Here is a 24,863-nt window from a genome sequence, read left to right as displayed (position 1 = left end):
AGAGCACCCCTCGTTTACCTTTTCACCTTTGATTAGCTTCAATTGGGCATCGAGAGCACCCCTCGTTTACCTTTTCACCTTTGATTAGCTTCAATCGGGCATTGAGAAATTAATAAAGGCGTCAGTTCATATTTGGTCGCCTTTTTCAATTAGATAGTAGCAACATTAAAAAAGGCATAAGGAGACGCGCCCCTTATACCTTATACCTTTTCCTTAAGACCGAACGTAAGCATTAAATATTTCATTTACATTTTCGATAACTTTCTGGAATGATTCTTCTACTTCATCATCTTGAAGTGTTTTTTCTGGGTCTTGATATAGAAGGCTGTAAGCTAATGATTTTTTGCCTTCTGGTAAGTGCTCCCCATTATATACATCAAATAGTTGTACTTGCTTCACTAATGGTGCACCAGTTGCTTCGATAATCTCCATTACGTCGCCTGCTTTTACTTGTTCATCAACAATAAACGCAACGTCACGAGCGATGGAAGGATATCTCGGAACTTCTTGGTACCCTGCTTGACTGTTGTAAACTTTAAGAACATGTTCAATATTAATATCGAATACATACGTTTCTTTTAAATCAAATTCTTTTTCTAATTTTGGATGTAATTGTCCTACAAAACCAATTACATCACCATCTACAGATATAGTAGCACATCGACCTGGATGCATATCACTTAAAATGGCTTGATCATAGCTTACCGGGATGTCTAGGTGGCCAAATAATCCATCTACTATTCCTTTAACTACATAAAAATCAACCATTTTATTTTCTTGTTGCCAAGGGTGATCCAACCATTTTCCAGTTAATGCCCCAGCTAAACGTAACTCCTCTTTCGGTTGCTTCGTTACTTCTTTTTCATCTGAAATAAAGATAGAGCCCATTTCATAGTACGCTAGATCATTTTGATTTCGATTGTTGTTATAGGAAATCGTCTTCAGTAACTCAGGCAAAATGCTTAAACGTAAATATTTATGGTCCTCACTCATCGGCATTGCCAAGGAAACAGGAACAGGATTTTGTTCTTTGACTTCTGGACTGATTAACTTCTGAATTAAATTATCATTAGTCAGTGAATACGTAGTTGTTTCCATTAGACCTGCGCCTTGTAGGAAGCTTTTCATTTGTCTTCTTAGTTTTTGTTTGTCAGATAATGCTCCAGCCTGACCTGCTCCAACTGGTAATGTAAACGGAAGATTATCATACCCATAAATACGCGCAACTTCTTCTAACATATCTTCAAATATAGTAATATCTTGACGACGTGTAGGGATTGTCACCGTGAAATCTTGATCTTTTTGCTCGTATTCAAATTGTAGTTTATTTAAAATAACACCAATTTCATCTGCTGTCATTTCTGTACCAAGGCGGTTATTAATTTCATCGGTATTAATATCAACTGTTTTTTCAGAGCGATCTAACGCATCGAATTCAACTACCCCATCAAGTACTTTTCCGTTCGCATATTTTTCTAATAACTGACAAGCACGTTGACCAGCACGGCGTACGCGATTCGGGTCAATTCCTTTTTCGTAACGAGTACTTGCATCACTGCGTAATCCCGTTTCTTTCACTGTACCTCTTACAGACTTCCCGTTAAAATACGCCGCTTCTAAAAGTACAGTTTTCGTAGAATCATTTACTTCTGTATTCGCTCCACCCATCACACCAGCTAAGGCAATTGGTTCTGTACCATTTGTAATAACAAGGTTATCAGGAGATAAGGTTCTTTCTACATCATCCAATGTTACTATTTTTTCATTCTCATGTGCACGACGAACTAAAATTTTATCTGATTGCAATAAGTCATAATCAAATGCATGTAAGGGTTGACCGTACTCAAGCAATACGTAGTTTGTAATATCAACGACATTATTAATTGGACGAATTCCTGCAGCCATTAATGCATTACGCATCCATAATGGTGATTGTTTGATTTCAACGTCTTTAATAACAAAAGCACCATAATATGGATTCAAGTCTTCTGCTTCCACTTCTACAGAAATATGATCGCTAGCTTGTTCATCTATTGTGTTCACAGTTTCTTCTGGTAAATTAACTGGTTTATTTAAAATAGCTGATACTTCATATGCCACACCTAACATGCTCAAGCAATCGGCACGGTTAGGAGTAAGGTCAAACTCAAGAACAGCATCGTTTAAATTTAATAATGGTTCCACACTTTCCCCAACAGTTACATCATTCGGAAAAACAAAAATACCTTCTGCAACATCTTTTGGAACATATTTTTCTTCAATTCCTAACTCTTGAAGGGAACAAATCATTCCATTTGACTCTACGCCACGTAATTTAACTTTTTTAATTTTAAAATTACCTGGTAAGACTGCACCCGGTTTTGCTACTGCTACTTTTTGTCCTTGTGCAATGTTTGGCGCACCACAAATGATTTGTAGTTTTTCTTCCTCACCTACATCCACTTGGCAAAGATTCAGCTTATCAGCATTTGGATGCTTTTCACAGGACTCCACATACCCAACGACTACATTGGAGCTTTTTTCAGCGATATATTCAATACCGTCCACTTCAATCCCTGTTTTTGTAATCTTTTCTGCTAACTCTTCTGGGCTAATACCCTCTATATCGACATAATTTTTTAACCAATTTAATGAAACTAACAAAATAACTACCTCCTCAGACCTTTATGCATTATGGAATTGTTTTAAAAAGCGTACATCATTTAAGTAGAACTGACGGATGTCATTAACACCGTACTTCAACATTGCAATACGTTCAGGACCCATACCAAAAGCAAATCCGCTGTATACATTCGGGTCATATCCTGCCATCGATAATACGTTAGGATGAACCATTCCAGCACCTAGAATTTCAATCCAGCCAGTACCTTTACATACCGAGCATCCTTGTCCGTCACATGATTTACATGAAATATCCATTTCAACAGATGGTTCAGTAAATGGGAAGAAGCTTGGACGTAAGCGAATTTCACGATCTTGGCCAAACATTTTCTTCGCAAAAACATCTAATACGCCTTTTAAATCACTCATTTTTACATCTTTATCCACATATAGTCCTTCAATTTGAGTGAATTGGTGTGAGTGTGTCGCATCATCCGTATCACGGCGATATACTTTTCCGGGACAAATCATTTTAAATGGTTTAGAACCACCGTAGCTCTGCATTGTTCTTGCTTGTACTGGTGATGTATGAGTACGCATTAATAATTCATTCGTAATATAAAATGTATCCTGCATATCACGAGCAGGGTGATCTTTAGGTAAATTTAATGCCTCAAAGTTGAAATAATCTGTTTCTACTTCAGGACCTTCACGAACCTCAAAGCCCATTCCAATAAATAGATCTTCAATTTCTTCCACAATGGATGTAAGTAAATGAGGTCCACCCGCTTTTACAGGTCTACCTGGTAAGGTAACATCAATTGCTTCTGCCTGTAGCTTCTCTTCTAATGCTTTTTCTTCTAATACTTTGCTTTTTTCTTCAATTGCAGATGTAATCGTTTCTCTAACTTGGTTGGCGATTTCTCCGATAACTGGGCGTTCTTCTTTTGATAATTTTCCCATTCCTCGTAAAACACCTGTTAACGAACCTTTTTTACCAAGATAAGCAACTTTTACTTCTTGTAATTCTTTTGAATCGTTTACTTGATTAACTTTCTCTACAGCCTCTAGCTTAATGGCTTCTAATTGCTCCTTCATAACAATGCCTCCATTTTTCAATAATTGATATGATTTTGCGATGTATTAAGGTTTTTTTGAACAATATAAAAAGCCCCATCCCAAAAAAGGGACGAGGCTATTATTCGCGGTACCACCCTTGTTGACACAACATACATGTGTCCAACTTCATCACATAACGGAATTCATCCGGAACACCTTTACTATATTCGTAGCGTTGTCTAGCTTAACGCTTTTCTCTTATAGGTCCAAGTGTCAGCTCCAGAGTGAAATATTAACAGTTCCCACAATAGAAGTGCTTCCAGTCACGGCACTCCCTCCCTTTATCGTTTCAATGAATTGTTAATGACTCTTTCTAAGCTTTTTTTCTTATTCATATAGCATTGATTATATGAAAACCAGTAAAATTTTGCAAGTATTATCCTTTAAGATGATACATTAAAATACCAGCAGCAATGCTTACATTAAGGGATTCTGCTTTTCCGTATATTGGTATCTTAACGATGCTATCTGCTAATTTTAGTAATTGTTCTTGAATGCCTGCACCCTCATTTCCTACAACTAAGGCCACTTTTTCGGGTACATCCATCGTATGATAGTCCTTTGAATTCGCTAATGCTGATGCCCAAATGGAAAACCCATCTTGTTGTAAAGCAGGAATTTTCTCTTCTAAGTTAGCTTGAAAAATCGGAAGGTGGAAAAGTGATCCTTGTGTTGAACGAATTACTTTATCATTGTACATATCGACTGTTCCATTCCCTAAAATAATTGCACCGAATCCAGCAGCATCAGCAGTACGGATAATTGTCCCAAGATTTCCCGGGTCTTGTATTGCATCAATTAATAATACTTGATTGCCATTAATTGTGGTTTGTTGCTTCATTTTCACGGTTGCAGCTATTCCCTGTGGGGTTTGAGTTTGTGATATGTATTGAAAAACATTGTCACTGACATACTCTAATGAGAAACCTTTAGCCCAATGTGGTACATCACTATTCTCCTGGACTATGATTTCTTGTATTTCCCACTTGCTTTTCCATGCTTCTTCTACTAAATGATAGCCTTCTATTAAAAATAATCCTTGTTCTGTTCGTTCTTTTCGTTTTTGTAGTTTTTTCCATGACTTTACTTTTTCATTTTTCACTGATGTTATCATTATTATTATCATTCCTACTCGTATAATCTTCTCCTATCATACATATTTCCCTATTGGTTGGTCAAACTATCCATAGTTATATTATATAAGGAGTGATTTTTTTGAATTTAAATCTTCGCAAAGCGATTCTGTCCAATATTTCCGATAATGACCAATCACAATTAGAAGCAACTATTGTAGATGCCATCCAAAACGGGGAAGAAAAAATGCTTCCAGGACTTGGAGTGTTATTCGAATTAATCTGGAATCAATCGGACGAACAAGATAAACAAGAAATGTTAGAGGCATTAGAGCAAGGAGTAAAGCAAGCAGGTAGTTAATACTTATAAAGTAAAGTGCAGAGCGCCCATAAGAAAAAGAGCTCCAATCGAAGCTCTTTTTCTTATTTATTCTCTTTCTCTGGCTTTTTGTGTATCTCTTATATTTTTTTGAATCGTGATAGCAGCAAAAATACTTAGAACAAAGGCCATCCCATAAAACCCTTTTTCACTTAGAGTAATACTTCCTGCATTGTACAACCCTATCGCCATCAAGGAGATCGCGATAATTAGTGCAAACCAACTAATTCCGTAGTAAATGCTCGTGACTGGAACCCCTTCTTCCTTATCTCTTACAGCCTTTTGTAAAGAAACAGATGCATAAAGTCCAAACATTAACACTGCAAAATAATATCCTTTTTCATTCAGTTGCATCGTTGCATTATACAAACCAATTACATAAGTTGTCACACCAACGAAAAATGCTGCCCATGACGCCCCCTTAAATGCTGCAGTTGGTTCACCTTCAACCCTCGTTATATCTGTATGTGTATTTTCTGTCTCCTCTTTTTCCATCACTACATCTTGGTGATCTGACATACTATTGCCTCCCTTTTATTACCTACAAATCTGCATATATAATTAAATACTATTTATCGTATGAAAAAATAAGAACTTGAATGATTCAATTCACTCGAATTCTCCTTTAGATTGGGATTCAAATTGTTCGTCTTTTTCCATTTGTTTTATCTTTTGAAAATGATGATGGAACTTTTTACTGCATTGATTCGTAAATATTGATTAGAAAATTAAAAAATAAAATTGTAACCCTATTCAACTATTAATACATTTTTGAAAGGTCAAGGAGGCGATGTATGTTTTAACTGTAAAATAATGTTGTTATTGATTAAAAAGTACTAAAATTTACAAATTATACATTATTTAGCTAGACAGACACTATAAATTAAACTAAAATTCAATTGACTTAATAAAATTACTTTAAGATGAAAATTTCTAAGTCTTGTAGCATATAGTGATGTGAATGAGTTAATTTTCATATACATTATTAGTAGACTTAAATTGAGAGGGGAATAAGAATGAATTCAAGGGTAGAAGGACAGCCAAAGCAAGCGAAAGGGTTTAACAAGGTCATTATTATTTTGATTGCTGCCCTATTGGTTGCCGGTGGTTCAGCAGCTGCATTTTTCTTTTTGGACAAGTCAGATAAAGAGAAATATTTTGCAGCTGAGAAAAACACAATCGATTTTTATGTAGAAGAATTCCAAAAACGTTATCAGTCTGAATTAGATTGGAATGAATACACACAGGAGAATCCTGTTGAATCCGTACTAGAGATTTCAGCTGAGTATAACGATCCAACTGGTGCTTCTTATGGTTTAATGAGCCCAGAACAAATTATTAACAATTCTACAATCACAGTAACTGCAGCATTAGATAGGGAGAACAAACAATTGTCCTCATCGATTGTTGGGAGTTTAGGTGGTTTTGAAATTGATGGATTAGAAGCATATTTAACATCAGAAAAAGTAATGCTAGGCCTGCCATTCCTTGAAGAGATTTTACAATTAAAGGGAGATGACTTTGGTAGTCTTTTAAGTCAATTGGATCCTAGCTTCTCAGGTGATGAGACAATCGACTTTGGTCAATTATTTGAAGGAAATGTTTTTCCTGAAGAAGACATCGAATATTTAAAAGAAAACTATGTGAAAAGTCTTTTTGAAGAAATTCCTGACACAGCATTTGAGGTTGTAGATGAAACAGTCAAAGTAAAAGATTCAAACGTAGATACTGAAAAAATCACCTTCCACCTAACCGAGGAAGAAGTACAGGACTTACTGTCGAATCTATTTACTAAAATGTCTGAAGATGATAGATTAAAAGAAATTATTAAAGAACAATTTGCCAACCAAACATTTGGCGCTCTAACCATGCCTTCCATGAGTTCCATGATTGAAGAAGAAGCGAACCAACTAGCTGATGATTTTACAGCTGCAATGGAAGAAGCGAGTGATGCAATTAATGATATCTCGATCCCAGAAGGATTGACATCAACGATTTGGGTAAATAAAGATGATGTCATCGTTAAGCGTAACTTTGCATTAGAAATGGGACCAAGTGCAGATGAAACTATCAGTCTATCGGTTGATGGTGACCATGTATATAACGGAAGCAAGCAATCATTTGAATATACATTTGGATTCAGTGATCCATATAGTGATGAAGAATTAGTATTAGCTGGCGACCTATCCTTTGAAAATGATGTCATCGAGGACGTTATTTCCTTACAAGTGGAAGGTGCAGACGTCACATTAGAAACAAATGAATCATTAACAAATGATGGCAAAGAATTTGAAAGAGTCATTTCTGTCAGTTCTGATGAGCTAGCAACTGGACAATTAGTTTGGTCTGGTGATGCAACTTATGAAAAGGATCAAATGCAATCCAATCATCAATTCTCTGTAGAAAGTCCGGATATACCTGAAAATCTATTCTATCTAAACTTAACAAATGATTCTAAAGCAATTAGTTCTGTAGAATTACCAAGTGAAAGTGATGTAAAAGATTTAGGTAGCATGGATATTAATGAATTAATGATGTACTTTGAATCGGAAGTAGCCCCACAATTCGAGCAATGGTTAAACAGTTTAATGGGACCTGGCTTCTAATTTAGTATTGAAGTAGGTGGTAGCATGGATTTTTTAAAACATGTATTTCTATTTTCGACGAATAACGTATTACAACTAAGGAGGAAGTGGCTAACACTTCCTCTTCTTTTGCTATTTCCGATTGTAATTTTAGGGCTTTTAATCACTATTATTATTTCGTTTATGAATCCGTCTGAATCAGAACCAATTCCTGTTGCTTTAATCGATTTAGATGAGACGGAAGAAACAAAAATGGTCATTGAATTAATGGAAGAAACCTCCCTACTTGGTGACTATATTCATATGAAACATATGACAGAAATCGATGCCGAACAAGCTATGAAAGACAATGAAGTCGTCTCCTACATCGTTTTTCCGAATTCATTTACTGAAAAACTGTATACTGGGGAATCTGTCACATTATCAGTAGTTGGGAATCCAAACCATTCCACAGAAAGCTATTTAATAAAAGAACTAGTAGATAGCATTAGCCGTCACATCAGCGTTTCCCAAGCGAGCATTCTGACTATTAATCGCTATGCAAAACAATTACCAATTGACCAAGAAACGAGAAGTGATTATCTATTTGAGCAATTTAAGGAATTTCTCTTTTACACCCTTGGTAAAGACCGTGTCCTAAAAGAAGACGAAGTGAACAACCAGGCTACCGTAAATCCCACCCTATATTTTGGATTAGGGGCTTGGTTTATGATTATAACAATATGGCTCTTTAGTATTTACAATCTTATTTATCGAGAAAACTCACTTAACATAAAACAACGGATGTCTTTATATGGTGTAACAGAGTTTCAGCAAATACTAGCAAGAATCCTTGTTACGTTACTTGTCGTTATGATTTTAATGCTCGGTTCTATTTTTCTAGTTAACCATTTGCTAGAGTTTGAATGGACGTCCGAGACCATCTTTAAAACACTATGGATTATGGCTTTATATAGCCTAACATTCCTTGGAATAATGGCATTCCTTGAAATTTGGTTAAAGTCTCAGAAATTAAGACTTCTCTTTCAAGCCTTATTTTTAGTAGGAACAATGCTAGTTAGTGGAGCAATCGTCCCGACAATTTACTTTCCAACTTACATTCAGGAGTACATTCAAAAGCTCTACTCAACAGATGCCTTTCATTGGCTACAAGAACTTGTTCTTAGTCAAAGGCTCTATATCGAGTATTCTATCCTGATCTGGAGTAGCATCATTATATTGTTATTAATAGGCGTAAGCTCTGTATGGAAGGAGCGATTCCGATGAAGGCAATTTTTGTAACACGAATGTTCTTTTGGAAAAAACAATGGCCTAATCTGCTATTTTGGTTCGCTTTTCCTTTCGTTGCCTGTTTGTCAATCATTCATTTAACAGACCGTATACAAGAAGACGTTCAAGTGCCAGTTGGTTTTGTATTAGAAGAAGAGACACTAAAAACGGACGAGCTTCTTCAAAAACTCGAACAATCTGATTTGATTACTCCTACTCTATTAACAGAAGAGGAAGCAATCCATCAATTGCAAATCCATGAATTAGATAGTGTATTTATCATCCATGAAGGGTATGAGGAACAGATTAGAAAAGGCAATCGAAATAATTTAGTAACGGGAATTAAGTCCAATATGTCCTTTGCCTATTCGAGTGTGAAAGAAATGGTAATTTCCATGGTCCAAGAAGAAACCGTTCGGTCAAAAGCAGCATATACCGTCATGGGATTAAATGAACAATATAGCGGATCAGACTCTTGGTCGTACGATGAAATTATTGACGAAACATATGAAGTCCAACAGCAGGAAAATTTGATTACGAGCAACCTACTTTTTAATGACAGTGTGGAAGCAACCGAAAAACCATCCTTCATTGAATGGAATACGTGGGGACTTTGGGCGATTTTCGGCTTACTTTCTACCCTATTGCTAATGGATTGGATCATAAAAGAGAAAAACTCCAATACGTTCATACGTTTTTCGTTTATTAAAATTCCATGGCATCGCTATTTACTTTATACGCTAATTTTATACTTCCTAGCTTTTTCACTAACTGATTTATTAGCTATATTCATTTTGGATGAAACATTCTCAGTTCGTATTCTAATGGTCTTACTTAGTTTTCGTTTGACAGCTCTGATCATGTCCTTTTTCCTTGCACTGTTGTTTAACAATCGATTGGTCTATTATGGAGTAGCCTTTGCGATCACGTTATTCATATCTGTCATCAGTGGCGTTATTATCCCAATTGACGGACTCATAAGTAACCTACACTGGCTAGAAGGAATCAATCCTATCAATGCCATTCAAAACAATGAAGTAACGATTTCATGGCTATTCATTACCATTCTTGGTCTACTATTATGGTTGATTAGAAAGGAATATCACTATGCTTAAAGTACAAAGGATTCATAAAAAATACGGAAAAACAACCGTCCTAAATAATCTTTCTTTCTCAATTGCACCAGGGGAAATTATCGGCTTAGTAGGGGAAAATGGGGCAGGAAAATCAACCCTGTTGAAACTGTTAGCCACCATTGAAAAGCCAACTAGTGGAAAACTATCATATAAGGAATTAACCTATGATAAGAAACGAAAAGAAGTTAGAAAACGAATTGGCTATGTTCCACAGGATGTTGCTATATGGGACGATTTAACGGTTAAAGAGAACATGAAGTTTTTCGAAAAACTATCGTGGGTAAATAAAAGTGAAGATGAACTGTTCCAACTATGCAAAGACATGAATTTAGATCGATGGAAGGATCCAGTAAAGAATCTATCTGGTGGAATGAAGCGAAAACTAAATCTTGCTATCAGCCTTATTCATGATCCAGAAATATTACTATTGGACGAACCAACCGTAGGAATAGACTTGAAATCTCGCAAGGAAATCGGGGCTTATCTCCAAACATTAAAGGAACAACAAAAGATGATTGTTTATATCTCGCACGACATGGATGAAATAACCGAGCTGTGTGACCGAGTCATCTGTATTGGGAGTGACCCGTTTTATAAAAACGTCCTAGAAGAATCCGGGAAGAAAATGATTATTTGCAAATAGAAGCCAAAATCCAAGCAAAATCTATTCTATGTGAGTAGGATTTGTTTGGATTTTTTTGATAGGTGCAACCTGTTTCTGTACTCGTGGTCCTCATAACGTGGAAAATGCTCGCTCCTTAGGTGTTTTCGCTCGCCGTGGCTGAAATTCGCTCCATCCCCTTGCCTTCTCGCTCGCCATGGTATAAAATTTGCTCCATTCCCTTGTCTTCGCGCTCGCCGTGGTATGAAATTTGCTCCATCCCCTTTTATTTTCGCTCGCCATAACTTGAGAAATGATCCACCCCTACGTCTTGTCGCTCGCCCTAGCATAAAATACGCTCCAACCTCTTGTCTTCGCACTAGCCTTAGTATTTTCCATTTTCAAACTAACCCATTGTGTATATGCCATCTTTTCCATAAACATATAGGAAAGTACCTTGCATAAAAACAGGTCCAATAACGCGATTACCATTCCCATCAACGAATTGTAGTTTTTCCGAATCATAATCCATCCATTTTTTTAATAGAAATATTTCTATCTTTCTCACTCTCCAAACGTTAGAACCTTTTGTTACATTCTCCCAGTCTTTTTCTTAACTTGCTTTAACGTTGCCACAATTAAAAAACTAACAATTACTAACAATACCCATGAACTTACTTTCCCAATGTGTACTAAACTCCATGCTTCGGTTTGATTAGGATATTTCCAAGCTCCAAAATACGTAGCTATATTTTCTGCAATCCATATGAAAAATCCTATAAGTACGAATGATAACGCGATCGGCATCCGGTACTGAATTCTATTCACTTCATAGGAAACCCAGGATTTCCAAAAAACGACGAGTACGAGCCCCGATAACCACCAACGGATATCCACCCAAAAATGATGAGTAAAATAATTTAAGTATATTGCAATAGCAAGTGGCACCACAGCTAAAAACGGTGGCCACTTTATCAGGTCAACATTCAACCTTCTCCATGCTTGACATAGATAACTCGCAACACTGGCATACATAAAACCACTGTACAATGGTACTCCAAAGATCTTAAAATACCCTTCCTCAGGATACGACCAGGAGCCCATATGTACTTTGAAAATTTCCAGTGCTAAACCAATAATATGAAATAGCGTGATGACCTTTAGTTCATCCTTTGTTTCTAGTCCAGACTTTAGCATAATGGCCTGCATAAGTAGACAAATTATCAGTAACCAATCATAGCGTGGTAGCCATGGAAGTGGAATCAACTGGGTAACGGCTAATGAAGCAAAAATAACTACTGGAAACAGACATGATAAAGCCTGCTCCCAACCAAAACCCACGAGTTGTCTTACAGAATGCAAAAACCGAAACTTTAGAGTCTTATCATTAGGTTCATTTGGGATTGGTAAATACATAGATACCTCCTATTCATTCTTCCTCATCACTTTGATACTCTAAAATATCGCCAGGTTGACAGTCTAATGCCTTGCAAATTCCTTCTAAAGTAGAGAATCGAATTGCTTTTGCTTTGCCATTTTTTAATATAGATAGGTTTGCCATCGTAATTCCGACACGATCGGATAATTCGGTGACACTCATTTTCCTTTTAGCCAACATCACATCAATATTGATAATAATCGCCATTTCCATCACCTCAGACAGTTAAATCATTTTCAGATTTTATAGTTATTGCTTCTTGTAGGAGTCTCTGTAGTACTGCTGCAAAAACTGCGATTACTAAGGAAGCACCACTTATCACCATTCCAATTAAAACCAGGCCCGGTGCATCATCCCATTCTGCAATGACAAAGATAAATGGTAAGGCAATGACATACAAACCACTGATCACAATGGCACAGATTTTTATATTTTTTAAAGCTTGAACTGAAATCTGTGAAAAAGCATTGTTCTTGTCAATATATGTTAATAGTTTAAATGCTTGATACAGCGCAAAATAAAATGGGATTGCTGAACCATACATTATAAATATTAGTCCAAGTACGATATATCCTAATTGTTTACCGTCTTTAGCATGCTCAAAAGCTTCCAGCACTACCTGAGGCAAAACGAATACACATAACGCAAGAACCGGAAGTCCAATTAATACTACTGCTATTTTTAAGAACATTGTTGTTCCATGTTTCATATAAAACACCTCTTCTCAATTTTCATTAAGATTGTAACATGTCATTTATCGAATATCAATAAAAACTTATTGAATATAAATGTTATTTTATTGATATTTAAAACAAAAACTCCATCTTAGAGCCAAATAAAATGCAAAAATCCGGACTAATGGTTTACTTTCCATTAGTCCGGATTTCTTTAAAAATATATACATGGCTGGGACGTAACTAATTATATCCGCTTTCAAAGCGAAGACGATTCTAGTTAAACAAGTTATAAAAATTAGTTTTCATAGATTAGTTTATGTTAATTTGATTTCCACTACTGTCAGTCGCTACCTATCATCAATCTATAAAGCAATATTTTAGATTGATATTGATGCCAATACTAGCGAAGGAAATACACGAAGACTCCTGCGGGAGCAGAGGCATCGGTGAGACCCCACAGGGCGTAAAACGCCCGAGGAGGCTCACCAGCCGCCCGCGGAAAGCGAAGTGTATTTTCCGTAGCGGTAGAATTCACGCCACCAAATTGAGTTCAGTTACTATGAAAGGACAATTTCTTTTACTGTGTCACTATCTAATTTTTTAATTGTTTCTACAATCAATTTCACAGCATTTTCGAAGTCATCACGGTGTAAAATTGCTGCGTGTGAATGAATGTAGCGAGTAGCAATGGTGATCGATAGAGAAGGAACACCATTTGCTGTTAGGTGAATTGAACCTGAGTCTGTTCCTCCTGCTGCAATCGATGCATATTGGTACGGGATGTTGTTTTCATCAGCAGTTTGAACAACTAAGTCACGAACGCCTTTATGAGAAATCATCGATGCATCATAAAGAATGATTTGTGGGCCTTCCCCTAGCTTACTATCTGCTTCATGTGGTTTAATACCAGGCGTATCCCCAGCAATACCAACATCCACTCCAAAACCAATATCAGGCTGGATTAGATTTGCAGAAGTTTTCGCACCACGCAATCCTGTTTCCTCTTGTATAGTTCCAACACCATACACTACGTTTGGATGACTTTCATCTTTTAATTGTTTTAGTACTTCAATAGCGATTGCACAACCAATACGGTTATCCCATGCTTTTGCAAGTAACATTTTTTCATTTTTTAATGGTGTGAACTCAAAGTAAGGTACAACAGAATCCCCAGGACGTACTCCAAATTCTTGAGCTTCTTCCTTACTTGATGCACCAACATCAATAAACATTTCTTTAATGTCCACTGGCTTTTTACGTGCCTCAGCAGGTAAAATATGTGGTGGTTTTGAACCAATTACACCTGTAACATCACCTTTGTTAGTCATGATTGTTACACGTTGAGCTAGCATAACTTGACTCCACCAGCCACCAATTGTTTGGAAATAAATGAACCCTTTGTCATCAATTCGAGTAACCATAAAACCAACTTCATCTAAGTGTCCAGCTACCATCACTTTAGGACCGTTTGCATCCCCAACCTTTTTAGCAACTAAACTACCTAAATTATCAGTATACACTTCATCTGCAAATGGCTCTATGTACCCTTTCATTACGTCTCTAGCTTCTTTTTCATGACCAGAAATCCCTTTTGCTTCTGTAAGATCTTTAAACATGGTCAACGTTTCATCTAATTTTGCCATATGTATCTTCCTCCTTTATTCAGCACTTCTTAAGTATAACTTTTTTTAAACAAATTTTAAAATAATTCAAATCAATTCTCTAGCATTGATGTTCATCTTTTAAGAAACGATGTTAGTTTTCCTAAACGGACGCTATTTTAATCGATTTATTTATTTTTTCTACATGAGTTTGTTTGCGCCTACATTTTTTTAGACTTTTATCATACAATTTTCGTAGGGGTGATTAAAAATGGCGAGAGTAAAATATACAGATAAAGACGTTTCTTTAATGGCAAGGATGATGCGAGCAGAAGCAGAGGGAGAAGGCCAACAAGGCATGTTAATGGTTGGTAATGTTATTGTTAACCGACTGGCGGCAGATTGTTTAGATTTCCAAGGGTTGAAGTCTATACCAGATGTCATTTATCAAGTGCAGGGTGGAAATTATTCGTTTGAAGCCGTTCAAAAAGGTAATGTCTTCTATAATAGGGCGCGGAGTGTAGAGAAAAGGCTGGCAAAAAAAAACTTAGACTATTGGCGTGAACATCCTTCTAAATATTCTCTATGGTACTTTAATCCATATGGGGATTGCCCACCGACTTGGTACAATCAACCATTTGCTGGTCAATATAAACAGCATTGCTATTATGAACCACAAGCTAATACATGCGAAGGCGCTTATAGATGATAAACTAAAGTGCGTAATCCTCATACAACCCTACAACATTAAACCTTAGTGGGAGGGTAGATTAAGGAGAATAATGGCATGAAGTCTCCATTACTCTCCCCACCACTTCTCAAGGAGTTCCCGAAGTTTCTGCAAAGCTTCCCGAAGGTCTTCCAAAAGTTCCCGATGTTTCTGCAAAAGTTCCCGAAGGTCTTGCTAAGCCCCCGATATTTCTAGAGAATCTGGGGTGCATGCATAGGTAGGTCCCCTGTGTTTGTACAGTTCCCGGAGTTTTTGCAAAAGTCCCCGAAGTTTCTGCAAAGCTTCCCGAAGGTCTTCCAAAAGTCCCCGATGTTTCTGCAAAAGTCCCCGAAGCTATCACAAAACCCCCGAAGTTTATCCAACTGCACCTGAGGTTCCTGCAAAAGCCCCCGAGTTTCTCCAACAGCACCCGAGGCTCCTGCTGACATACCCTCCAGCTCTATTTCACTTCTCTAACTACCTCATCGTGTCCCATGAAACTCTTCATATCATGGCCTGAAGGGTTTTGGAACAGTCGTAGACCAAACTCTGGTGCAACAGCAAATAAATGATCAAAAATATCTGCTTGGATGTTTTCATACATCTCCCACCTAGTATCGTTCGCAAAACAATAAATTTCAATAGGCAGTCCATACTCACCAGGTGCTAACTGACGAACCATTAACGTCATATCTTTGTGAATAGCAGGATGGCTCAGTAAGTAATTTTTAATATATGCTCGGAACACTCCAATATTGGTCATTGCTCTCCCATTAATAGGGTTGCTGCGACTAAATTCATTTTTAGCATTATATTCTTCAATGATGTGCTCTTTATCAGAAATATAGTCTGATAGATATTGAACTTGTTTTAGTTGATCGATTTTCTCTTTTGAACAAAAGGATATGCTGCTCGTATCGATATATAAAGAGCGCTTAATTCGTCTTCCACCAGAAATTTCCATTCCACGCCAGTTTTTAAAGGAATCCGAAATTAACGCATAGGCCGGTATCATCGTAACCGTTTTATCCCAGTTCTGTACTTTAACCGTATTTAATGAAATATCGATAACATCTCCGTCTGCTCCGTATTTAGGCATTTCAATCCAATCACCAACACGAATCATATCATTTGCTGTTAGCTGTATCCCAGCCACCAAACCAAGAATCGAATCCTGGAAAACTAGCATAAATACAGCCGATAATGCTCCTAAGCCACCTAATAGCATGATTGGACTTTCACCAATTAAATTCGAAATGACTAAGATTAGCCCAAGGATAAATAAGACAATTTTTACAACCTGAAGATACCCTTTAATTGGGCGGCTTTTTGATATTTCATAGGTGTTATATACATCTTGTATTGCATCTAGGAAACTAGTAACGACTAGTAAACCTATTATTATAATATAAACCGCCGCACCTTTTTCTATCATACTTTGATAAGTAGAAAAGACAGGTGCAAAGGAATAGATAATAATAGCAGGAACAATATGCGATAATTTATGAAAAACTCTTCTCTTTATGAGCGTGTCATCCCAACTAAATTTATTCTTCGTCAAGAGATGAGTGATAATACGAACTACAATTTTTTTCGTAATAAAATTTGCTAGAATACTTATGAACGCTATGAATGCGATCATTATCCCTGTGGCAAGATATCGAACTACTGTTGAGTCCAGGTTATATCCCGAGAGCCATTCTTTTATAAAGTCCATACATTTCCTCCATGATTTAATAGTTTCAGTTTATGCTCCATTACTTTAATCCAGAAGATCCAAATCCCTTTTCTCCTCTTTTAGAGTTAGATAATTCCTCTACTACGGTAATTTCGACTTTAGGAACTGGAGCAATGACCATTTGCGCAATTCTCATATGTTTTTCTACTTTAAATGCTGTTTTCCCATGATTAATTAAGATGATCTTTATTTCACCTCTATACCCTTCATCAATCGTACCAGGACTATTTAAGACAGTGACACTATGCTTTAAAGCTAAACCACTTCTTGGTCTTACTTGTGCCTCTGTGCCTTCCGGTAATTCAAGGCTAATTCCTGTACCAATTAATTCTGCTTCCCCAGGTTGAATGACCTTTTCCTCAGACGAAAATACATCCAACCCAGCATCCCCTTTATTTGCTTGCTTCGGTAATATCGCTTCATTATGTAGCAATTTAATTTTCAAATTATAATTCATTTCCAAACTCCTCTATTGATGCACTTTGTTAAAATTGTACCACGGATGGTTCATTTTTTCCTCATTATCATTTCTACAAAAATAATCCTAATTTTTATAATAAAAATGAAACCTTCTCTCTATCCGTAACGTACTGATAGATATAAAACGTAGGGAGACGATTTTATGATTGTAGTTCACTTATTTCGTATACTGATTTTAATTGCATTAGTGCTCCTCATTTATACGATAGTTGCCTATTTTCGCAACCCCCAAAGACGATTACAAATTGCTAAAGAAAATAAGGGATATTATTTCCTTGATGATGCTAAAAATAATAAAAAAAACTTACAATTTGTTTATAAAGGTTGTTTATTTGAAGGTGAAAAATATCTTGGTACAACTGAAGAAGCCTTTGAAGTTGTCGATATTGAAATAACAGTACAGGATCCTCTAGACCTTAGAGGATTTACTAGGGATGATTTGTACTTTTTGGAACAGGAAATCTTAATTCGATATCCCCACGCGAATGTTAAATGGAAACACCCCATTAATAAAATATTAATAAATTAAAAACTATAAATATCGAGTAGGAGGATAATCATTAATTGATTACCCGACCTCTCACACCACCGTACGTACGGTTCCGTATACGGCGGTTCAATTTTATACTAAGCATGTACTTTGTTATAGTGTTCTACACAGGAGATTAGTCCGAATCTGGCTAATCTCTTATTCGTTATTGTCGTAGTAAGTATCCACGAGTAGGCAGTGCGTACTGCACCTTTACTTGTATGACTATATTTATAGGCATTATATTTGTTCATTCCCAACTTGATTAAGTTCTTTCTGCGATTTTTGGCTGTTTTCCATTTCTTCCAGATACACATTCTTAGTCGGACTCTTGTATGAGAATCTATTCTCGTTAACACCTTTTTCATATAACCAATTTTGAAATAATTAATCCATCCTCGTATTACTTGGTTGATACGTTCAACTTGATACTTCGTATCGACACTCCAATTTTTCCTAGTTAGTTGTTTCAGTTTGAACTTGAAACTTTCCACTGACTTTTGGTGTGGTTTTGCTTTGTACAAATCCATTTGATAATCCTTAAAGAAACCGAAACCAAGAAACTTCATAGAGGGGTCATTTGGTCTTGTTACTTTTGTTTTCGTGACATTGACAATTAATCCTAGTTTTTCTTCTATGAACTTTGTCACTGACCTCATCACACGTCTTGCTGACATTTCACTTTTAACCATAATTATGCAGTCATCGGCATATCTAACGAAGCGAAGTCCACGGCTTTCAAGTTCCATGTCCAGTTCATTAAGCATGATATTACTTAATAATGGAGATAGATTCCCTCCTTGTGGAGTTCCGATTACAGTTTCTTTGTAATGCTCATCAATTTGAACACCACTTACTAAGAATTTACGGATGAGAGAGATAACATCTCCGTCGTCAATTGTTCGTGATACCAGGTTCATCAATCTATCATGATTTACCGTATCGAAGAAACGTTCTAAGTCAATATCGACAATCCAGTCATAACCTTCATTCATAAATTCTAGGGCCTGTAGGATAGCCATCTCTGAATATCTATTTGGCCTGAATCCATAACTATACTGGCTAAATTGTTTATCAAACAATGGTGTGAGTGTTTGTGCAATTGCTTGCTGAATGACTCTATCTTTTACTGTAGGGATTCCCAAAAGTCGAACTCCACCATTTGGTTTAGGAATTTCAACCCGTAAAACGGGTTGGGGTTGATATTTTCTCTGTCTAATTTGAGAGATAATATTATCCTTATTTAGCGCCATATATCCTGCCAGTTCGTCCACAGTCATTCCATCAACGCCGGCTGCGCCCTTATTCCTTTTAACCTGTTTAAATGCACGGTTAAGGTTATCTCTATCTAGGATTTTATCTAGTAGTTTTTCTTCATACATGCTTGTTATTTCCTTTCTTTCTCGTAAAGTCGGTATCCACTTTCTCGCGATGTGCCAGTGGTCTTTTTCCTCTTCCAATCAAGATTTCTATAACGATAAAATTGTTCAGCCCTTCGCTCGTTCTAACTTTCATTAGACTTCTACACTACTACGGCTTCTGCTGACTTCTCACTGTCCAGTCTTATATCACTATAAGGGTTTGGTGTAGACCAGTGAGACCTCCCCAGTTAAGGTGTGAACTCTTTCCCTCCATCTATCTGCCACATATACACCGTATGAAACTGTAGTTATTGGACTTTAACTTCTTTCGCAGTCTTATCCTCATACGTTGCCTCTTATATGATTTCTGTTCGTCAGACCAGAGGTATGCCTCGAGCTTCCTTCAGATTCCACGTCACCATGGACACCCTTGCTTTTGGCTATGTGTTTACCACTACAAGGTCACACTTGGGACTTTCACCCTTTAGAGTTCACCCATGCTGGGCGAACGAAAAGAACTGCTTTTGCAACGATCTGCAATAGCAGTTCTTTTTTCTAAGTTATTAAGTACTCACTTGGAAAAAATCTTCCCATTTAATTATGATTTCTCTCCGTCGCAGTAAGTATATAAATGGTAGCAAGGCCGCTAAGAAAATGAGGATATAGTATGGGGATAAAGTTGAGATCCATTGACCGATTGAAGTATATACTAATGCTAATGGTATGTTTGATACAATAGATGATTTAGCATATTCCCTAAAGTTTCCCGATATTTCAATCAAGCAAAGAGACAATAAATGAAAATGAATAAATGGCACTAATCGTAATAAAGTAACCTGTGATGTAGTGAGCTGCCTATTATTCCCTATAATTTTCTGCTTTAACGACATGAAACGATTTAACGTTTTAGGCATCCACTGAATGATCATATAAAATAAAATACTCGACAACGTAATACCTACCAATGAATAAACCGTACCTAGGGTTGCACCGAATAATATACCACCAGAAATACATATGAAGACAACAGGTAAGAAGAATAACGGTCTCAACAAATGAAAACCGATAAATAAAATAGGTGCAAACAGTCCACCGGTTTCAATAAACGTCATAATGTATATCCCGAACTGCTCCATTCTCTACCTCCTTTATAAATACTCCAGGTACATACGCCATCATAGTACATGTATATGACAGGAGACGAGCCATTATGACATTTTAAATTAAACTAGCTTTGGCGAGCATAAAGGTTGGTTATTAAATCACCCCTAATAAATAGGCTAGCGCGATAATATGTAGCACGATTAATAATGGCATACCTACAGTAAAAGCACGATGCTTTGTTTTATGACGAAATACTTTCATACCTAATAAAGATCCAACTGCTCCACCTAAAATAGCAATTCCCCACAACGTACGTTCAGGTATCCGCCACTGTTGATTTTTGGCTTTTCGTTTATCAAGTCCCATAAATAAAAATCCAATTAAATTTGCCGTTAAAAGATATGGGAGCAATACATCTAGTTGATCCATTGTCATCTCTCCTTTATTGAGTTTGTTGTATGTACTGTTAGCTAATCCATGACTAATTAGCAACTTTCCAAATTAGCTTAAATATAAAAAGCCAAACCAGCGAACATAGTGCTGATTTGGCTTTACGTTTAATTAGTTATTTAGTGCAGCTTTTGCTTTTTCAGCTAATTGAGAGAATGCTTGCTCATCATTAATAGCTAGGTCAGCTAACATTTTACGGTTAACTTCGATACCTGCTAATTTTAAGCCGTGCATTAATTTGTTGTAAGAAAGGTCATTTAAACGTGCTGCAGCGTTAATACGTGTAATCCATAATTTACGGAAATCACGTTTTTTCTGTCTGCGGTCACGGTAAGCATATTGACCTGATTTCATTACTTGTTGTTTTGCTGTTTTAAATAACGTTCTTTTAGAACCATAATAACCTTTTGCTAATTTTAATACGCGTTTACGACGACGACGCGTTACTGTTCCACCTTTAACACGTGGCATAGTAATTCCCTCCTAATACAATTCCATTGTATATCAAATTTGTTAGTTTCTTATTGTTGTATGGTATTGCTACTTCGTAAATTAATTATTTAGGAAGCATTGTTTTGATGCGTTTGTAGTCTCCAGAAGATACAATTGCACCTTTACGTAATTTACGTTTTTGTTTTTGAGATTTATTTGCGAACATATGGCTTGTGTAAGCATGAGCGCGTTTTAGTTTTCCAGTACCAGTTCTTTTGAAACGTTTAGCAGAACCTTTATGGGTTTTCATTTTTGGCATGATGATTTCCTCCTTGTAAGCATCAATAAATATTATTTTTCAGTTGTTGGTGCAAGGATCATAAACATGTTACGACCTTCCATTTTTGGCTTAGACTCGATTGTAGAAATATCTTTAACTTCTTCAGCTAAACGATCTAATACATCACGGCCAAGCTCTTTGTGAGTAATCGCACGTCCACGGAAACGAACAGCTGCTTTTACTTTGTCGCCTTTTTCTAAGAATTTACGAGCATTTTTCAACTTTGTATTGAAGTCATGATCGCCAATTCCTGGTGTAAAGCGAACTTCTTTAACGTTAATCACTTTTTGTTTTTTACGAGCTTCTTTATCTTTCTTTTGTTGCTCATAACGGAATTTACCGTAGTTCATGATTCTACATACTGGTGGTTTTGCGTTTGGCGCAACCAACACTAAATCAAGGTTTCTTGTTTGTGCGATTTCCAATGCTTCTTGACGTGTTTTCACACCAAGTTGATCACCATTTGAATCAATCAGACGTACTTCACGAGCACGAATTTTTTCATTAACGTTCATATCTTTGCTAATAGCCAGCCACCTCCAAATTTTTTCCAAATCTGATCCCGACAAGCTGTTTTATCCATTAAAAAAGTGGGCACATAAATGCACCCACACGTCGTCAAAGTTAAAACGTTTAAACATGTTGTAACCAGTCAACAGCTTTAGCGTTGAACAGGTGAGAAGCGGGTGCCTCTACTTGTCATAAGATCATTCAATTTTTATCAACTTTTATACAATAGCATGTATCGTATAATCTGTCAACAAAATTTCCTTTGGTAATACAAGTATAACACAAAACTATTTTAAAATATACCCAAGCATATATTTAGTATATGCTCAGGCCTTTTTAATTGTTAGTGATGGTTATTTCTTACGTAAAACCTTCTCATCAATTTCCTTCTTGATCAATGCTTCAAAATCAGCAAATGATAATGTTTCGGATTTTTGTTCGCCGTATCTTCTTACATTTACGGCATTGTCATTAATTTCATTATCTCCAACAACTAATGCAAATGGAACTTTTTCTGTTTGTGCTTCACGGATTTTATAACCGATTTTCTCATCACGTTCATCCACTTTGACACGAACACCTTGAAGCTGTAGTTTCTCTGCTACTTCTTTGGCATAGTCTAAGTGAACCTGTGGTGATACAGGAATAACTTTTGCCTGAACTGGTGCTAACCAAGTTGGGAATGCTCCTTTGTATTCTTCTAATAAGAAGGCAACAAAGCGTTCCATTGTGGAAACAACCCCACGGTGAATAACAACTGGGCGATGTTGATTGCCATCTTCACCAACATAGGATAATTCAAACTTCTCAGGTAAGTGGAAGTCTAATTGTACAGTTGATAACGTTTCATCTTTTCCTAGTGCAGTTTTCACCTGAACATCTAATTTAGGACCATAGAATGCAGCTTCTCCTTCTGCTTCTACATATTCCAAATTCATGTCTTCCATTGTTTCTTTCAGCATTGCTTGTGCTTTTTCCCACATTTCATCATTGTCTACATATTTCTCTTTATCTTCTGGATCACGGTAAGATAAACGGAAATAGTAATCATCAATTCCGAAATCTTTATACACTCGTTGTACCAGTTCAACCACGCGTATGAATTCTTCTTTTAATTGATCAGGACGAGCGAAAATATGTGCATCATTTAGAGTCATCGCACGTACACGTTGAAGCCCAGCAAGTGCACCTGACATTTCATAACGGTGCATTGTACCAAGTTCTGCAATACGTACAGGTAAATTACGGTAACTCCACAGTTGATTTTTGAATACCATCATATGGTGCGGACAGTTCATTGGACGAAGTACTAATTCTTCATTGTCCATTTGCATTGTTGGGAACATGTCATCTTGATAATGATCCCAATGTCCACTTGTTTTGTATAGGTCAACATTAGCAAGGACTGGAGTATAAACATGGTCATACCCTAGACGTTCCTCAATATCTACAATATAACGTTCGATTTGACGGCGAATTGTAGCACCTTTTGGTAACCATAATGGTAGACCCTGTCCTACTTTTTGATTAATAGTAAAGATATCTAATTCTTTTCCTAGTTTACGGTGGTCACGTTCTTTTCTTTCTTCAAGAATTTTTAAGTATTCTTCTACTTGCCCTTGTTTTTCAAAAGCAGTTCCGTAAATACGTTGTAATTGCTTGTTGTTGCTGTCTCCACGCCAGTATGCTCCAGAGATGCTTAGTAATTTGAATGCTTTTAGCTTACTAGTTGATGGAACATGTACTCCACGGCAAAGGTCGAAAAATTCGCCTTGCTTGTATATTGTTACTTGTTCTTCAGCAGGAATCGCATCGATTAATTCTTGTTTAAGTGGATCATCAGCAAACATTTCTTTTGCTTCGTCACGACTTACTTCGATACGTTGAATTTCTAGATTTTCGTCCACAATACGTTTCATTTCTTTTTCGATTTTCGGTAAGTCCTCTGGAGTGATGGATTGCTCCATGTCTAAGTCATAGTAGAATCCTTCTTCAATAACAGGTCCTACTCCAAAGTTTACATCCTTGAAAATTCGTTTGATTGCTTGAGCCATTAAGTGAGCAGTAGAGTGGCGTACAATTTCTAGTCCTTCTTGGTTTCTATAAGTGATGATTTCAATTGCTCCACCTTGTGAAAGTTCACGTCTTAAGTCGTAAAGCTCTCCGTCTAATTTAATGGCAAGTGCTTGTTTTCTCAGGCCTGGTGAAATGGAAGCCGCAATGTCCTCACCAGTTGTACCCTGCGGAAAATCCTTACTGTTTCCATCTGGAAAAATAATTTTAATATCAGCCATTGGTAACACTCCTTTTTAGATTATTTTTCTGTTGACTACTAATAGTCACGGCTAATTAGGCTGGTTAAGAGTGGCTCAAATACTTGTAGTAACTGCTAAGTAATTTATGTTAGTTATTACCAGCGGAGGAAATACACGTAGACTCCTTCGGGAGGAAAGGCATAGGTGAGACCCCACAGGACGATAGTCCGAGGAGGCTCACCAGCCGCCCGAGGAAAGCGAAGTGTATTTCCGCAGCGGATATTATAGCCCAATGCACAATTAAAAAACGCCCACCCCTCTGCCTATTGCAAAGGGACGAGCGCTTGGTCACGTGGTTCCACCCTAGTTCCCGCTATTATGTAGCGGCTTCATTAGTCTTTAACGCAGATCTACGCTTCTACTTACTACAATTCAATAGAAGAGTTCAAAGGTGGTAATCAATTGTTTCAGCTGTG

General features: G+C 36.8%; 27 protein-coding genes and 2 other annotated features (1 of these 29 only partly in view). Of the genes, 7 read left to right on the top strand and 20 right to left on the bottom strand.

From position 1 onward, the window contains the following. Positions 1-213 precede the first annotated feature (213 nt). The 3 genes from pheT to BUB12_RS11365 form a co-directional block, all read right to left on the bottom strand. Positions 214-2,643 carry a phenylalanine--tRNA ligase subunit beta gene (gene pheT, locus BUB12_RS11375; protein ID WP_072890989.1) on the bottom strand — a complete coding sequence of 810 codons (2,430 nt, stop codon included), beginning with the start codon at positions 2,641-2,643 and terminating at the stop codon, positions 214-216. A gap of 21 nt (positions 2,644-2,664) precedes the next feature. Continuing rightward, positions 2,665-3,699 (bottom strand): phenylalanine--tRNA ligase subunit alpha, encoded by a 1,035-nt coding sequence (pheS, locus tag BUB12_RS11370; protein ID WP_072890988.1) that lies wholly within the window; start codon positions 3,697-3,699, stop codon positions 2,665-2,667. A gap of 397 nt (positions 3,700-4,096) precedes the next feature. Further along, entirely contained in the window at positions 4,097-4,834 is a 738-nt protein-coding gene (locus BUB12_RS11365; protein WP_072890986.1) for a TrmH family RNA methyltransferase, read from the bottom strand. Positions 4,835-4,935: 101 nt separating this feature from the next. On the opposite strand from BUB12_RS11365, the gene sspI reads away from it, so the two are divergent. Next, the gene (sspI, locus tag BUB12_RS11360) at positions 4,936-5,154 is read left to right on the top strand and encodes a small acid-soluble spore protein SspI (RefSeq protein WP_072890985.1); all 219 of its coding nucleotides are present in this window, start codon (positions 4,936-4,938) and stop codon (positions 5,152-5,154) included. Positions 5,155-5,220: 66 nt separating this feature from the next. Here sspI and yiaA read toward each other — a convergent pair whose 3' ends face one another. Continuing rightward, the gene (gene yiaA / locus BUB12_RS11355) at positions 5,221-5,667 is read right to left on the bottom strand and encodes an inner membrane protein YiaA (RefSeq protein ID WP_407668448.1); all 447 of its coding nucleotides are present in this window, start codon (positions 5,665-5,667) and stop codon (positions 5,221-5,223) included. Between the two features lie 521 nt (positions 5,668-6,188). On the opposite strand from yiaA, the gene BUB12_RS11350 reads away from it, so the two are divergent. The 4 genes from BUB12_RS11350 to BUB12_RS11335 are packed head-to-tail and all read left to right on the top strand — an operon-like array spanning position 6,189 to position 10,805. Continuing rightward, positions 6,189-7,778, top strand: a complete 1,590-nt coding sequence (locus tag BUB12_RS11350; RefSeq protein WP_072890982.1) for a flagellar basal body-associated FliL family protein — start codon at positions 6,189-6,191, stop codon at positions 7,776-7,778. A 24-nt stretch (positions 7,779-7,802) separates the two neighbouring features. Beyond that, positions 7,803-9,023, top strand: a complete 1,221-nt coding sequence (locus BUB12_RS11345) for an ABC transporter permease (RefSeq protein ID WP_072890980.1) — start codon at positions 7,803-7,805, stop codon at positions 9,021-9,023. Beyond that, complete coding sequence (locus BUB12_RS11340) at positions 9,020-10,141, top strand: ABC transporter permease (protein ID WP_072890978.1); 1,122 nt, start codon at positions 9,020-9,022, stop codon at positions 10,139-10,141. Before BUB12_RS11345 ends, BUB12_RS11340 begins: the two co-directional genes overlap by 4 nt. Beyond that, a complete protein-coding gene (locus BUB12_RS11335) occupies positions 10,134-10,805 on the top strand; it encodes an ABC transporter ATP-binding protein (protein ID WP_072890977.1) in 672 nt (223 codons plus the stop codon). Before BUB12_RS11340 ends, BUB12_RS11335 begins: the two co-directional genes overlap by 8 nt. A 115-nt stretch (positions 10,806-10,920) precedes the next feature. On the opposite strand, the gene BUB12_RS18190 is transcribed toward BUB12_RS11335, so the two are convergent. The 6 genes from BUB12_RS18190 to BUB12_RS11310 all read right to left on the bottom strand — a co-directional run bounded on the left by BUB12_RS18190 (position 10,921) and on the right by BUB12_RS11310 (position 14,521). Next, complete coding sequence (locus BUB12_RS18190) at positions 10,921-11,043, bottom strand: hypothetical protein (RefSeq protein ID WP_268801939.1); 123 nt, start codon at positions 11,041-11,043, stop codon at positions 10,921-10,923. A gap of 126 nt (positions 11,044-11,169) precedes the next feature. Next, a complete protein-coding gene (locus BUB12_RS17705) occupies positions 11,170-11,331 on the bottom strand; it encodes a hypothetical protein (protein ID WP_159431574.1) in 162 nt (53 codons plus the stop codon). Between the two features lie 23 nt (positions 11,332-11,354). Next, positions 11,355-12,179 (bottom strand): DUF817 domain-containing protein, encoded by an 825-nt coding sequence (locus tag BUB12_RS11325; RefSeq protein ID WP_072890974.1) that lies wholly within the window; start codon positions 12,177-12,179, stop codon positions 11,355-11,357. 13 nt (positions 12,180-12,192) lie between these two features. Beyond that, a complete protein-coding gene (locus BUB12_RS11320) occupies positions 12,193-12,408 on the bottom strand; it encodes a helix-turn-helix domain-containing protein (protein WP_072890972.1) in 216 nt (71 codons plus the stop codon). 10 nt (positions 12,409-12,418) lie between these two features. Next, positions 12,419-12,910 carry a DUF2975 domain-containing protein gene (locus tag BUB12_RS11315; protein WP_072890971.1) on the bottom strand — a complete coding sequence of 164 codons (492 nt, stop codon included), beginning with the start codon at positions 12,908-12,910 and terminating at the stop codon, positions 12,419-12,421. Between the two features lie 525 nt (positions 12,911-13,435). Beyond that, positions 13,436-14,521: a M42 family metallopeptidase gene (locus tag BUB12_RS11310; RefSeq protein ID WP_072890969.1), complete on the bottom strand. Its 1,086-nt coding sequence runs from the start codon at positions 14,519-14,521 to the stop codon at positions 13,436-13,438. Positions 14,522-14,750: 229 nt separating this feature from the next. Here BUB12_RS11310 and BUB12_RS11305 point away from each other — a divergent pair, with 229 nt between their 5' ends. After that, complete coding sequence (locus tag BUB12_RS11305; RefSeq protein ID WP_072890967.1) at positions 14,751-15,188, top strand: cell wall hydrolase; 438 nt, start codon at positions 14,751-14,753, stop codon at positions 15,186-15,188. Between the two features lie 460 nt (positions 15,189-15,648). On the opposite strand, the gene BUB12_RS11295 is transcribed toward BUB12_RS11305, so the two are convergent. Both BUB12_RS11295 and dut read right to left on the bottom strand, forming a co-directional pair. Next, positions 15,649-16,905, bottom strand: a complete 1,257-nt coding sequence (locus BUB12_RS11295) for a mechanosensitive ion channel family protein (protein ID WP_072890964.1) — start codon at positions 16,903-16,905, stop codon at positions 15,649-15,651. 40 nt (positions 16,906-16,945) lie between these two features. Then, positions 16,946-17,383, bottom strand: a complete 438-nt coding sequence (gene dut, locus BUB12_RS11290; RefSeq protein WP_072890963.1) for a dUTP diphosphatase — start codon at positions 17,381-17,383, stop codon at positions 16,946-16,948. Between the two features lie 168 nt (positions 17,384-17,551). Between dut and BUB12_RS11285 the strand changes: the two genes are divergently transcribed. Beyond that, positions 17,552-17,935 (top strand): sigma-w pathway protein ysdB, encoded by a 384-nt coding sequence (locus tag BUB12_RS11285; protein ID WP_407668447.1) that lies wholly within the window; start codon positions 17,552-17,554, stop codon positions 17,933-17,935. A gap of 98 nt (positions 17,936-18,033) precedes the next feature. Here the strand turns inward: BUB12_RS11285 and ltrA are convergent, their stop codons facing one another. The 8 genes from ltrA to thrS all read right to left on the bottom strand — a co-directional run bounded on the left by ltrA (position 18,034) and on the right by thrS (position 24,426). Next, positions 18,034-19,317: a group II intron reverse transcriptase/maturase gene (gene ltrA / locus BUB12_RS11280; protein WP_072890960.1), complete on the bottom strand. Its 1,284-nt coding sequence runs from the start codon at positions 19,315-19,317 to the stop codon at positions 18,034-18,036. Then, a complete protein-coding gene (locus BUB12_RS18060) occupies positions 19,310-19,450 on the bottom strand; it encodes a hypothetical protein (RefSeq protein ID WP_234982679.1) in 141 nt (46 codons plus the stop codon). The genes ltrA and BUB12_RS18060 overlap by 8 nt, the downstream gene beginning before the upstream one ends. A 409-nt stretch (positions 19,451-19,859) precedes the next feature. Then, on the bottom strand, positions 19,860-20,432 hold the full coding sequence (locus tag BUB12_RS11270; protein WP_072890956.1) for a TVP38/TMEM64 family protein: 573 nt from the start codon (positions 20,430-20,432) through the stop codon (positions 19,860-19,862). A gap of 121 nt (positions 20,433-20,553) precedes the next feature. Next, positions 20,554-20,829 carry a DUF1294 domain-containing protein gene (locus tag BUB12_RS11265; RefSeq protein ID WP_072890954.1) on the bottom strand — a complete coding sequence of 92 codons (276 nt, stop codon included), beginning with the start codon at positions 20,827-20,829 and terminating at the stop codon, positions 20,554-20,556. Between the two features lie 132 nt (positions 20,830-20,961). Next, complete coding sequence (gene rplT, locus BUB12_RS11260) at positions 20,962-21,321, bottom strand: 50S ribosomal protein L20 (RefSeq protein ID WP_072890952.1); 360 nt, start codon at positions 21,319-21,321, stop codon at positions 20,962-20,964. An 85-nt stretch (positions 21,322-21,406) separates the two neighbouring features. Next, complete coding sequence (rpmI, locus tag BUB12_RS11255) at positions 21,407-21,601, bottom strand: 50S ribosomal protein L35 (protein ID WP_072890951.1); 195 nt, start codon at positions 21,599-21,601, stop codon at positions 21,407-21,409. A gap of 32 nt (positions 21,602-21,633) precedes the next feature. Beyond that, complete coding sequence (infC, locus tag BUB12_RS11250) at positions 21,634-22,137, bottom strand: translation initiation factor IF-3 (protein ID WP_143155627.1); 504 nt, start codon at positions 22,135-22,137, stop codon at positions 21,634-21,636. A 61-nt stretch (positions 22,138-22,198) separates the two neighbouring features. Then, positions 22,199-22,326: a sequence feature (ribosomal protein L20 leader region), on the bottom strand. 159 nt (positions 22,327-22,485) lie between these two features. Continuing rightward, on the bottom strand, positions 22,486-24,426 hold the full coding sequence (gene thrS / locus BUB12_RS11245; RefSeq protein ID WP_072890949.1) for a threonine--tRNA ligase: 1,941 nt from the start codon (positions 24,424-24,426) through the stop codon (positions 22,486-22,488). 290 nt (positions 24,427-24,716) lie between these two features. Continuing rightward, positions 24,717-24,863, bottom strand: a binding site (T-box leader); it runs 72 nt beyond the window's last position.

Source organism: Ornithinibacillus halophilus (assembly GCF_900129485.1).
In the GTDB taxonomy this organism is placed as follows: Bacteria; Bacillota; Bacilli; order Bacillales; family Amphibacillaceae; genus Ornithinibacillus; species Ornithinibacillus halophilus.
This window is presented reverse-complemented; position numbering and strand designations above follow the sequence as displayed.